Origin of the sequence: Gordonia metallireducens, from assembly GCF_021245825.1 — a bacterium.
Lineage (GTDB): Bacteria > Actinomycetota > Actinomycetes > Mycobacteriales > Mycobacteriaceae > Gordonia > Gordonia namibiensis.
On the sequence record NZ_JAJQJP010000049.1, the window covers coordinates 22301 to 34445 of the forward strand.

A 12145-nucleotide genomic window follows, 5' to 3' on the forward strand; every position below is an offset into this window, starting at 1 on the left:
GCGCGGGTGTGTCCAGCGGTGAGCCGCGGTGACGGCACGGATTTTCTGCGACGTTGGGGGGGTTTCGACAGGCTCAACCGGCGGGGATGCTCAACCGGCGGGGGTCGAGCTCGACCGGCGGGGTCGAGTTCTACTGGCGGGGCCGGTTCGACGAACGGGGATCAGCTACCCGCGGCCTCGCGATAGTCGTCGATGAACAGTTCGAAACCGATGAGGTCCTCGAATACACCGTCGGACCGGGCGGCGAGCTTCTGCCTGCTGACCTCGCGGAAGCCGGCCACGCGGGCGAGTTTCTTGCTGCCCTCGTTGCTGTCGGCGGCGAACAGGGTCAACCGCCGGAAGCCGAACTTCTCGAACGCGTACCGCACGGACGCCGGGAACGCCTCTGCCAGAACACCTTTCCCTCGTGCTTCGGGATGGGTGTAGAAACCGGCCTCGGCGCCGGTGACCTCGTCGATGTGCAGGAGCGTGATGTCACCGAGGTAGTCATCGGTCTCCAGATCGGCGACGGCCCAGGTGCAGGTGAGGCCCTGCGCCGCGGTCCACCACTTGCGCAGACGCTCGGCGGCCGCGTGCTCGAGTTCCAGCGGATCAGGTCGCGCGAAGAGGTACTTGCGGGACACCGGGTCGTCGAGCGTCTCGCGGATGCGGGGGTCGTCGTGTTCGGCGAGGGGCCGGAGGCGGAACCGCTCGGTCTCGAAGACATCGGTGCGCCACTCGGTCTTCGGCTCCCGCACGTCATCGGCGCGCAGCGAACCCACCCACGCGTCACGGATGTGGCCGCGGACCTCCACCCCGTCCGGGACCGCGGCATCGAGCCGGAAGCCGCAGGAGTGTGCGACGCGCAACGCGTCGATGTTGCCGGCGACCGTCGTCCAGCGGACGACCTCCTTGCCGGCCTCGCCGAAGGCGTAGTCGACCGCGAGGAGGACCGCGCGTTTCATCACGCCCCAGCCGCGGGCGTCGGGATGGAGGTCGTAACTGAGACTGCTGAGCGGGCCCTCTCCCGCGAGGTCGACGGTGCCGACGAACCGGCCGTCGAACTCGACGGCCCACAACATGCGGGAACCGTCCGCCCAGGATCTGGGCGCATAGTCGAGGGCGAATCTCTCGGCGGCGGCGCGACTGTACGGCGCCGGGACGGGTGTCCACCGCATCATGGCCGGATCGGCCGCGAGCTCGACCATGCGATCGAGATCTCGGGGCTCATGAGGCCGCAGCGTCACCCCGCCGTCGGTGAGAACGGGGACGTTTTCGGGAATCGGGACCGCGGCTTTCACCGGTCAACCCTCGGGCCGAACGGGACGGGTCCCAGCACTGTGACCAAGCACGATTCGAGCGTACCGGCAGTACCCGGGAGGTCGCCGGGTCAGCGACGAACTGGCAGGTCAGACGTCGAGCGTGCAGTCCCCGGCAGCCGCGCTGACGCACGTCTGGATACGTTCGCCCTCCACATGCTCGACGCCGGAGCGCAGATCGCGCACGCAGCCTTTGTCGAGCATCACCACGCAGCTCTGGCAGATACCCATGCGGCAGCCGAACGGCATGATTTCGCCCGCGGCCTCCCCGGCCTCGAGCAGGGTCGTCGCGCCGTCGACCTCAGTGGTCTTGCCCGAGCGCTTGAAGGTCACGGTGCCACCCTGGGCGCCCACCACACCGCGTTCGAGGGCGAACCGTTCGATGTGGAGCTGCTCGTCCAGGCCGGCGTCGGAGTAGAGACGGTGCAGGCCGTCGAGGAATCCGGCCGGTCCACACGCCCAGGTCTGACGCTCGCGCCAGTCGGGACACAGGCTCGGCAGCGACTCCGGGGTGACCTTGCCCGCTGTGCGCGTGTATTGCACATGGAGGTCGACGAGGCCCGACGACGCCATCGCCTCGAGTTCGTCGGCGAACAGCAGGTCGGCCTCGGTGGGCGTCGAATGGATCAGCCGGATGTCGGTGGTCTGATTGCGCTGCCTGACCGTGCGCAACATCGAGATGATCGGGGTGAGTCCACTACCGGCCGTCGCGAACAGGATCTTCTCCGGCAGCGGGTCGGGCAGGACGAACTCACCACGCGGCGCGGCGAGACGCACCACGGTGCCGGGAGTCAGGCCGTTCACGAGGTGAGAGGACAGGAAGCCCTCCGGCATCGCCTTCACGGTGATCGCGATGGTCTTGTCGTTCGCCGACGCGTCCGGGGTCGAGGTGAGCGAGTACGACCGCCACGTCCACCGACCGTCCATGAGCACGCCGATGCCGACGTACTGGCCGGGGGCGTAGTCGAACGAGAACCCCCAGCCCGGACGGATCCGGATGGTCGCGGTGTCCTCGGTCTCCCGGTTCACCGAGATGACCTTGCCGCGCAGTTCTCGGGCCGACCACAGGGGGTTGGCGAGATGCAGGTAGTCGTCGGGCAGCAACGGCGTCGTGATGCGGGTGACCGCCGCACGAACCCACTGAGCACCGCGGCTACGCGCCGCGACCCCGGCCACCGGTTCTTCGAATCGCTCGAGCAGACCCAACGCACACACCGCCTTCGATGTCAGGAACACTGCGCCTGACACTCTAACCTACGCAACCGTAGGTTAGCGCCATCGAGGATCGACGACCGATCTCAGAGCAGTTCGAGCAGGAACGGCAGCTCCTGGGTGGCGTACCAGGCGAGGTCGAAGTCCTCGATGTCGCCGATGGCCAGTTCGGCGTCCAGGTCGCCCATGTCGGCGGCATCGATGACGACCACGGCGGCCCGGACCTTGTCCTCCGCCTCCTTCACGTCGACGTGGACCGAGGCGATCGCGGAGAGCGGGATCGTCCCGCCGACCTTGACCACGGCGTCGTCGAGATCCGGACGCAGTTTCACGTCCTCGACGTCGGCGGCGACGACCACGCGGCGCGGCGGCAGCGACGGGGTCACTCCCGGCTTCGTCACCGCCTCGTCCGCGGCGAGATCGTGCTCGGCCTCGGGGTCGCCGGATTCCGGCGCCTCTCCGGCGAGAAGGCGCAGCGACGCCCGGGCGGCCTCCCGCATCGCGACCTCCGAGAGCTCCTCGTCGTCCCCCGAGACGAATGCCTCACGCAGCGCCGGGGTCAACGCGAACCCGGTTCCGCCGATCGGCCGGAACTCGCCCTCGGAGTTGAGCTGCATCAGCATTGCCAATGTCGCCGGCAGGTAGACCCTCATTCGACCATCGCTCTCATAGAACGACCGCTCCCACGCGGTCCGATTGCGGTACCCGCTCACCTTAGCCGCGCCCCGGCTCAGTCGGTGATCAGCAACTCCTCGAAGGACTCCGTGACGTAGTCCGCCAGAACGGGCAGGTCGGGAATGACCCCGCGGTCGGCCATGAACGAGAACTGCAGCCGGTCACCATATTCGACGACGCTGACGGCAAGTGCCCTCTGCGAGACGAGAACCGGGATGTAGAAGATCTCGTGGACCGGCGCGCCGAGCACGTACCGGTCGGCAACCGGGGCGGTGCTCATCGCCACCGGGACGTTGTACCCGCGACTGTCGAGCGACCGGAACGCGCGCGAACTGAAGTCGGCGAAGGGCACGAGCCCGAGCTCCGGGAACAGCGGGCTCGGCCCGGTGCTCATCCGGCGCGGCGACTGCGCATAGCGCTCGGCGAGGCCCGCGACCTGGGCGAGGCGCACCGTCGGATTCGACTCCCCGACAGGCAGGTCCGTCACGAAACTCGGTTTGCCGACGTTGATCCAGCCCGGCTCCGCATCCGCCTCGACCTCCACCCCGGGGTCGCGCGGCGACAGCGGTATCACGACGCGGACGGTGTCGGCCGGTACCGCCGCCGGGTCGACCGACAACATCCACCGGCGCACCACGCCCGAGATGATGGCGAGTTCCACATCGTTGACGGTGCAGTTGTGGTGTTCGGCGATCTTCGCGCAGTCGCGGCGCGGGACCGACGCCGTGGTGAACGTGCGGGTCGTCGTGCCCGTGTTGTTGAGCGGGCTGCGCGGCGCGTGGTCGGAGAGCTGCCCGACGACGTCACCGGCCCGGCGGACGGTCCGGCCGACCACCGACCGCATCTCGGCGACCAGGCCGTTGCCGTGCACCACGGTCTCGACGAGATCGCCCGGGCGCGCCATCGCCTCGGCGAGCGCACCCACGACCAGGTTCGCCGACCCCGGCGGCGAGCCGGGCATCCACAGCTCCTCGGGCAACTCCTCCGGCTCGTCGGTGGGGTCGCAGATGACCTCGCTGATCTCGGGATGGTCCGGACCGTCGATCAGGCACCGGTGCGACTTGGTGAGGATCGCCAGGCGGCCGTCGGCCAGGCCCTCGATCAGGTACATCTCCCACAGCGGCCGAGTGCGGTCCAACGGGCGGGACATCACCCGGGAGATGAGCTCGGCGAGATCCGCGGGACCACCGGGCCGAGGCAACCCCGAGCGCCGAATGTGGAAGTTGATGTCGAAATCCCGGTCGTCGACCCACACCGGGCGGGCGAGTCCGAGCGTGACCTCGCGGACCACCTGCCGATACCGGGGCGCCAATTGGAGCCGGTTCTCGACCAGCGACACGAGCGACTGGTAGTCGAGAGCGGGTCGACGGGACGCGGTCCCGTTCTCCCCGGTCGTCGGTTCACCCGCCCTCTTCGGCTCGCCGGCGCAGGGATCCACGACCAGCAACGCCCCGAGATGCGTTGTCGACCGGGAATCGTCGAGGAAGTAGTACATCGCGTCGCGCGGCGACAAACGGTTCACCACGCCGCCGATCCTAGCCGTCCGGCTGCGTCTGGGCCGGACTCGACGGGGTCAGCAGAACTCGAGGGCCACGAGCTGCCAGCGGTACTCGACCTGACCGAGACCTGATCGGGCCCCGGCGCCGCCTGGGCGCGGATCGTTCCCACGCACGCGGCACGGCTTGCGCTCCACGCGCCCGGCGAAGGCCCGAACACGCCCACCACCGAGGTAGGACCCGAACACCTCGGCCGCACTGGTGTCGCACAACTGGACGTGCACACGCTGGAGGACCGTACCGCGAGCGGGCGGACCCCCTGGGGCACCGGCGGATTCGGCCACCCGGAAGGCGTCGTGACGAACCAGGGCGGCCACCTGATCGGCGATCGACGGCGACACGGAGTCCCCGAGATGCGCTATGCCCCTCCGACGGTCGATGACCTCGAAGAGCAGTCGCGACGTGGCGACGGTGAACCGCCGGGCCTCCACCGCGGCGGCCAGGGTCTTGCGTGAGGGTCCAGCACCGGGACGCGGCCGCGGGAACACGGCGCGCACCGTCCCGGAACCGACCGCCCCGGCACCCATCGCGCCGGGCCCGGCCGGCTCATACGTCGGGGCGGGCAGTACCCGAACCCGCGGCGTCCGTGTACCGACGGGAGGAGCGGAGGTGAGTGTCTGCATGGGGATTGGACGCAGCCACTCCCCTGCCGGGTTCCACTTTTCCCGAAATTTTTCTCAGCGGCGCTGTTTCTTGGCCTTCGGCGGCTTCGGACGGCTGCCCTTGGTGTTCGCCCGCGCGGCCGCGCGTCGCTCACGCCGGCTGGCCGAGTCGGCGGCACCGGCCAGTTCCTCCTCCTCGGAGTGGACGACCGTACCACCGCCCTCGTCGGGGCCGGAGAACGTCATCGGCACCTCGCCGTTGGAGGTCCCGGAACCACGCAGGGCTGCGGGGACCTGAGAACCGGTGTCGGCCGCCGGCGCCGGTTCGGGTGCACCCGCTCCGACCGCGGCACGGAGATCGGCGGCGGTGGGCAGCGGCGCCTGCTGCGCCGGCTGCTCGGTCTGCACCTGCGCGTTGAACAGGATCCCGAGTGCTTCCTCCTTGAGGCCCTCGAGCATGCCGTTGAACATGTCGAAGCCCTCGCGCTGGTACTCGACCACCGGGTCGCGCTGCGCCATCGAACGCAGGTGGATGCCCTCGCGGAGGTAGTCCATCTCGTACAGGTGGTCGCGCCACTTGCGGTCGAGAACGCTCAGCAGGACGCTGCGCTCGAGCTGGCGCATGGCGCCCTCACCGGCGATCTCCTCGATCGCCTTCTCGCGCTTGTCGTAGGCGGCCTTCGCGTCGGCGACGAGGGTCTCGCGCAGTTCGTCGGCCGAGATGTCGTCGCGCTCACCGTATTCCGTCTCACCGACAACCGCTTTGGGGTCGAGTTCGATCGGGTACAGGGTGCGCAACGCGGTCCACAGCTCGTCGAGATCCCAGTCCTCGGCATAGCCCTCGGCGGTCGCACCCTCGACGTACGCGCTCACGACGTCGTCGATCATCTGCTTGACCTGCTCGTGGTGATCCTCGCCCTCGAGGATCTGCCGGCGCTCGGCGTAGATGATCTTGCGCTGCTCGTTCATGACCTCGTCGTACTTGAGGACGTTCTTGCGCATCTCGAAGTTCTGCTGCTCGACCTGGGTCTGAGCGCTGCGGATGGCCTTGGTGACCATCTTGGCCTCGATCGGCACGTCGTCGGGCAGACGGCTCATGATCGCCTCGAGCGCACCGCCGTTGAAGCGACGCATCAGTTCGTCGGCAACGGACAGGTAGAACCGCGACTCACCCGGATCGCCCTGACGACCGGAACGGCCGCGCAGCTGGTTGTCGATACGGCGGGATTCGTGTCGCTCGGTGCCGAGCACGTACAGGCCGCCGGCCTTGCGCACGGCCTCGGCCTCCTCGGCGGCCTCGGTGCGCGCGACCTCGATGGCCTCGTCCCAGGCGGCCTCGTACTCGTCCGGGGTGTTCACCGGGTCGAGTCCGGCCTTGCGCAGGCGGGTGTCGGCGATGATGTCCGGGTTGCCGCCGAGCACCACGTCGGTACCGCGGCCGGCCATGTTGGTGGCCACCGTGACCGCCCCGAGGCGACCCGCCTCGGCGATGATCTGGGCTTCCTGCTCGTGGAACTTGGCGTTCAGGACGCTGTGCGGGATCTCGCGCTTCTTCAGCTGACGGGACAGGTACTCCGAGCGCTCGACGCTGGTGGTACCGATCAGCACCGGCTGACCGATCTCATGACGCTCGACGATGTCGTCGACGACGGCGGCGAACTTCGCCTCTTCGGTCTTGTAGATCAGGTCGCCCTGATCCTTGCGGACCATCGGCCGGTTGGTCGGGATCGGCAGCACACCGAGCTTGTAGATCTGGTCGAACTCGGCGGCCTCGGTCTCGGCGGTACCGGTCATGCCCGACAGCTTGTCGTAGAGGCGGAAGTAGTTCTGCAGGGTGATCGTGGCGAGAGTCTGGTTCTCGGCCTTGATCTCGACGCCTTCCTTGGCCTCGATCGCCTGGTGCAGACCCTCGTTGAAGCGGCGGCCGTCGAGGACACGACCGGTGAACTCGTCGACGATCAGGACGTCGCCGTTGCGGACGATGTAGTCCTTGTCGCGCTGGAACAGCTCCTTGACCTTGATCGCGTTGTTCAGGTAGCTGACCAGGGGCGAATTCGCGGCCTCGTAGAGATTGTCGATGCCGAGACGGTCCTCGACGAACTCGACGCCGGCCTCGTGCACGCCGATCGTCTTCTTCTTGATGTCGACCTCGTAGTGGACATCCTTCTCGAGCAGCGGCGCGATGCGCGCGAACTCGGTGTACCACTTGCTCGACCCCTCGGCGGGGCCGGAGATGATCAGCGGGGTACGGGCCTCGTCGATGAGGATCGAGTCGACCTCGTCGACGATCGCGTACGCGTGGCCGCGCTGGACGAGGTCGGCGAGCGAGTGCGCCATGTTGTCGCGCAGGTAGTCGAAGCCGAACTCGTTGTTGGTGCCGTAGGTGATGTCGGCGGCGTAGGCCTCGCGGCGTGCAGACGACGACATGCCGGTGAGGATCACCGCGGTCTCGAGGCCGAGGAAGCGGTGGACGCGTCCCATCCACTCCGAGTCGCGCTTGGCGAGGTAGTCGTTGACGGTGACGACGTGGACGCCCTCACCTGACAGCGCGTTGAGGTATGCCGGGAGCACACAGGTGAGGGTCTTGCCCTCACCGGTCTTCATCTCGGCGATGTTGCCGTAGTGCAGCGCCGCGCCGCCCATGATCTGGACGTGGAAGTGCTTCTGGTCGAGCACGCGCCAGGCCGCCTCGCGGGCCGTCGCGAAGGCCTCGGGCAGCAGTTCGTCGAGCGTCTCACCATCGGCGATACGTTTCTTGAACTCGTCGGTCTTGGCACGCAGTTCGGCGTCGGACAGCGCCTCGAACTCGTCGGACAGCGCCTCGACGTGCGACGCGATCGCGTCGAGTCGCTTGACCATGCGGCCTTCGCCGACACGCAACAGCTTGTTCAGCACCGTGGATCGAGTCCCTCACCTGTAGAAAACACACGGAATCCGGCCCGTGCGAACGCACAGACCGGATCCCATGGTAGCGAGGTGAGCTGAGCAGACCCTGATCGACCGGCACGTTACCGGGACGACTTCATCCCTTCGGATTCGCGCGCGGACGTCGGGACGGCTCAGCCCGCGTTCATGTCAGGCGGATGAGGCCGTAGTCGAAGGCGTGCCTGCGGTAGACGACCGACGGCTTGTCGCTCTCCTTGTCGTGGAACAAGAAGAAGTCGTGCCCCACGAGCTCCATCTCGTAGAGGGCGTCGTCGACCGTCATCGGCACCGCGGTGTGCTCCTTCACGCGCACGACCTGACCGGGCGTGTAGTCGTCCACGTCGTCGTAGTCGGACTTGGTGGAATCGGCCAGGGCTGTGCCCGGATCACCGACGAAACCGTCGACGGACAGCTGGTTGTCCCGCAACGGCGGTGCGCCGATCTCGGTGGCCTCGGCCACCGACAGCGGCCGGCGGTTGCCGTGGTGCACGCGGCGGCGGTCCTTCACCCGACGGAGACGGGACTCGAGCTTGTCCAGGGCACGCTCGAGTGCGGCGTAGAAGTTCTCGCCGCACGCCTGCGAGCGCACGATCGGGCCCTTGCCCTTCGCGGTGACCTCCACCTTCTGACAGACCTTGGCCTGCCGACGGTTCCGATAGTGCTTCAGCTCGACGTCGAATTCGTAGATCGTCGGATCGAATCGCTCGAGACGTGCGAGCTTGTCGCCGACGTAGATGCGGTAGTGGTCGGGTATCACGACGTTGCGGCCGCTGAACACGATCTTGGCGATGGGCTCGGCGGGTTCGTCGGCGTCCACCGTTCCGGGTGGACGGACGAACGCGAACTCCTGGTCGTCGGAGTCGTTCTGGGCGGGTTGGTGATCGGGCTCGAGGCCCTCCTCCACGGTCGGCCTGGGGTCCGCGATTTTCGGTTCGCGCTGGCCTTTGCGGTGGATGACTGTGGACATTCAACTACCTCCTGAATTGTTCCCGGCGGCGGTTGGGTCATCGTGATCTGTTGTCGCACTGATGATGTGGTCGACGCCGAGGATTTGTCCATGCCAGCTGACAGCTGACACTCATCGACAGGGGCATCACCTCCCGAAAAATCGGTCATTTCCGGCGCGGGGACTCAACTGTCCTCCCGGCAACCCGATGTACCCAAGACCGTAGTCGCAAGTTCAGGTATCGGCCACGTTTTGACCCGCCGCGTCGGGTATCCCGGGACAAGTGGGGACCGAGGGCCCGCGCGCTGTGATCCCAAGGACTCGGACAACCCACCGAACAGGGGCGGATCTCTCCACAGCGTCCGACGACCACACCCGGTGTGCCGGGCCCGGGCCTAGGGTCGGGACATGACCTGGCGTCAGGTGCCGGCCGCGGCGGCGGATCTGGTCTTCCCGGTGGTCTGCGGAGGCTGCGGACGGCCCGGGACACCGTGGTGCGTCCGCTGTGAGACCGCCTGGCACGACGCTCCCGTCGCCGCCCGCCCGCGCATCTCGCCGGGTGTCCCGGTGTGGGCCCTCGGCCGCTACCGGGGTCCCCACCGGAACGGGATCATCGCCGTCAAGGAACACGACCGCCGTGATCTGATCCCGCCGCTGGGCGCGGCTCTCGCCGATGCCCTGCGGACGTTGGCCGGCTGGGGCGAGCTACCCGACGCCGACCGCCTGGCGCTGATCCCCGCGCCCACCCGCCGGCTGAGCGCACGACGCCGTGGCGGCGATCGGGTCACCGCCATCGCCGAACACGCCGCACCGCTCCTGGGTTCCCGTGTGTCCGTCGCACCGCTGCTGACGACCGCGGCAACCGCCCGCGATTCCGCCGGACTCGACGCCCGGGCACGTGCCCGCAATCTCGCAGGGGCGGTCCGCCTCCACGGCGGTGCGCGTCCACCGCCCGGTGCCGCGGCGCTCGTGGTCGACGACGTGCTGACCACCGGGGCCACCGCGACCGAGTCGGTGCGCGTCCTGCGCGCCGCCGGGATCGGGGTCGCGGCGGTCGTCGTGCTGGCCGCCGCCTAGGACCGAGTCCGCTCGCGAGTGATCAGGGCCGAGTCGGGATCGCCCCGGCGATCAGGGCAGAACCGGGATCGCCCCGGCGATCAGGGCAGAACCGGGATCGCCCCGGCGATCATGGCGGGTTCGACCTCGGTCCAATACTGGTCGGGCTGCCCGTTGTTGCTGCCGAGGCGCAACACGCCGCGCTGGTCCCCGACGTAGATGGTCGAGGAGTTCGCCACCACGGCCCGCACCGGCGGGGACACATTTCCGCTGAGGAGCCCGACGGCCGGCGTGCCGTTGATGGACAGCTGCACCACCGGGGACTCGGGCGCCTCCCGGGCGACGACCAGCGTGGTCGGGGACGCCCAGTCCAGGGACACCGCACGGTTGCCGATGTTGTAGGCCGCGATCCGCGGGCTGGTCAACGACACCTGCCCCTCGGCGTTCGTCGACAGCACGGCGAACACGATCTGCCCGCCGACGACGAGGGCGACCCGGACACCGTCCGGAGCCACCTGCATCTCGGTGATCGCACCGCGTGCCACCCTCGGGATCGAGGACGCCTCGACCGGGACGGTCTGGGTGCCGTCGTCGTCGCGCTGCCACTGCACCGGCTTGCCGTCGACGACGACCCACACGGCGTTCTCGTCGGCACCGAAGGAGGGTCGGGTGATCGACACCCCGCTGACGATCGGCCCGACGTCGCCGCCGTAGTCGCCGATCACGCACTCGAGCCGACGGTCTCCCGCCGTCCGGACCGCGGCGACCCGAGCGCCGTTGTCGGAGATCGTCGCCGCCCGCACGTCGCGAGACGATCCGAGCGGTCCGCGCACCGGCACGGTCGCGGTGTCGGTCACCGCGCGCAACGCGCCGCCCGTCACGACGTTCAGGCCGACGTCGATGGACGGCACCGCATTCGGATCGAAGGAGCGGAGGTCGGCGGGTTGCCATCCCGAGGCGCGTTCGGCGGCGAGGGGCGCACCGTCGGCGTCGATGACGTACGGCCCGGAGATGTCGGCGCCGTCGAGGGTCCAGACGATCTGCGCCGCCAGTACCGTGCGGTCCCGGCTCGACGGGTTGCCGATGCCGTTGAGGTCGACGCGCACCCCGCCGCCGGCAAGGCCGACGACCGGTCCGCGCAGCGTCGAACCGCTCGGGAAGCCGCTGTCGACGGCCGCGGACAGGTCGGCGGCGGGACCTCCGAGTAGCCGGTTGACCAGCGCCGTCGGATCGGTCGCCTGCCCGGAGTAGAACCAGCGCGGGTCCGGTACGAGTCGTCGACCGGTGCGGTCGGAGAAATAGAGCGAGACCGGGCGGTAGGTGTTGTCGAACTGGTCGCGGTCGATCATCGCCCCGTTCGGCAGCGGCCCGTCGATGCGCCACTGGTCGCCCTGTCGGGTCAGGCTGATGCTGGTCTCGACCCGTCCCGACGCCGGCAGCAACTGCCCGTCGGACTTGAGTGTCCCGACGTTGTCGCCGGTCAGCCGCATTCGCACGGAGTCCTCGTTGCGCTGGTCGACGAAGATGCTGATCTCGTCGAGGATCAGTGCGTCACCGCGGTCGTCCCACTGTTGGGAGGCCACCGGCGTCAGGAAGGCGCGGGCGGCGTCGTGGCCCGCGTCGGGATCGACCGTCGACTTGAGGAACGCGCGGACAAGGGCTTCGGGATCCATGTCGGACTGGGGCACCGGGGCCGCGTTGGTGGCGCCCTCCCGCTGGAACGACTTGATGGGCTGCGGGGACGAGTCGTTCGGGATCGACCCGCACGCCGACACCACGACCATCGCCACGGTCGCGGTCGCGACGGCGATCAGGAACCCCAGAACACTCCGCCGCGGGTGTTCCGGATGACGTACGACGCTCATTCGGTACCAG

General features: G+C 68.7%; 9 protein-coding genes. 1 reads left to right on the forward strand and 8 read right to left on the reverse strand.

Annotated features, from left to right (window positions below; translation table 11 throughout):
* Positions 1-161: 161 nt before the first annotated feature.
* The 7 genes from LQD00_RS18955 to hpf all read right to left on the reverse strand — a co-directional run bounded on the left by LQD00_RS18955 (position 162) and on the right by hpf (position 9235).
* Positions 162-1280 (reverse strand): GNAT family N-acetyltransferase, encoded by a 1119-nt coding sequence (locus LQD00_RS18955; protein WP_232718790.1) that lies wholly within the window; start codon positions 1278-1280, stop codon positions 162-164.
* A 108-nt stretch (positions 1281-1388) separates the two neighbouring features.
* Positions 1389-2504, reverse strand: a complete 1116-nt coding sequence (locus LQD00_RS18960; protein WP_269785206.1) for a ferredoxin reductase — start codon at positions 2502-2504, stop codon at positions 1389-1391.
* Positions 2505-2596: 92 nt separating this feature from the next.
* Positions 2597-3163: a DUF6912 family protein gene (locus LQD00_RS18965; protein ID WP_232718791.1), complete on the reverse strand. Its 567-nt coding sequence runs from the start codon at positions 3161-3163 to the stop codon at positions 2597-2599.
* Between the two features lie 77 nt (positions 3164-3240).
* Positions 3241-4710 carry a wax ester/triacylglycerol synthase family O-acyltransferase gene (locus LQD00_RS18970; protein WP_232718792.1) on the reverse strand — a complete coding sequence of 490 codons (1470 nt, stop codon included), beginning with the start codon at positions 4708-4710 and terminating at the stop codon, positions 3241-3243.
* Between the two features lie 48 nt (positions 4711-4758).
* Positions 4759-5364: an Rv3235 family protein gene (locus LQD00_RS18975; protein ID WP_232718793.1), complete on the reverse strand. Its 606-nt coding sequence runs from the start codon at positions 5362-5364 to the stop codon at positions 4759-4761.
* A 54-nt stretch (positions 5365-5418) separates the two neighbouring features.
* Positions 5419-8238 (reverse strand): preprotein translocase subunit SecA, encoded by a 2820-nt coding sequence (gene secA / locus LQD00_RS18980; RefSeq protein WP_232718794.1) that lies wholly within the window; start codon positions 8236-8238, stop codon positions 5419-5421.
* Between the two features lie 175 nt (positions 8239-8413).
* Complete coding sequence (gene hpf, locus LQD00_RS18985) at positions 8414-9235, reverse strand: ribosome hibernation-promoting factor, HPF/YfiA family (RefSeq protein WP_232718795.1); 822 nt, start codon at positions 9233-9235, stop codon at positions 8414-8416.
* 387 nt (positions 9236-9622) lie between these two features.
* Here hpf and LQD00_RS18990 point away from each other — a divergent pair, with 387 nt between their 5' ends.
* A complete protein-coding gene (locus tag LQD00_RS18990) occupies positions 9623-10291 on the forward strand; it encodes a ComF family protein (RefSeq protein ID WP_232718796.1) in 669 nt (222 codons plus the stop codon).
* A gap of 80 nt (positions 10292-10371) precedes the next feature.
* Here the strand turns inward: LQD00_RS18990 and lpqB are convergent, their stop codons facing one another.
* Positions 10372-12135, reverse strand: a complete 1764-nt coding sequence (lpqB, locus tag LQD00_RS18995) for an MtrAB system accessory lipoprotein LpqB (RefSeq protein WP_308196013.1) — start codon at positions 12133-12135, stop codon at positions 10372-10374.
* Between the last annotated feature and the right edge of the window lie 10 nt (positions 12136-12145).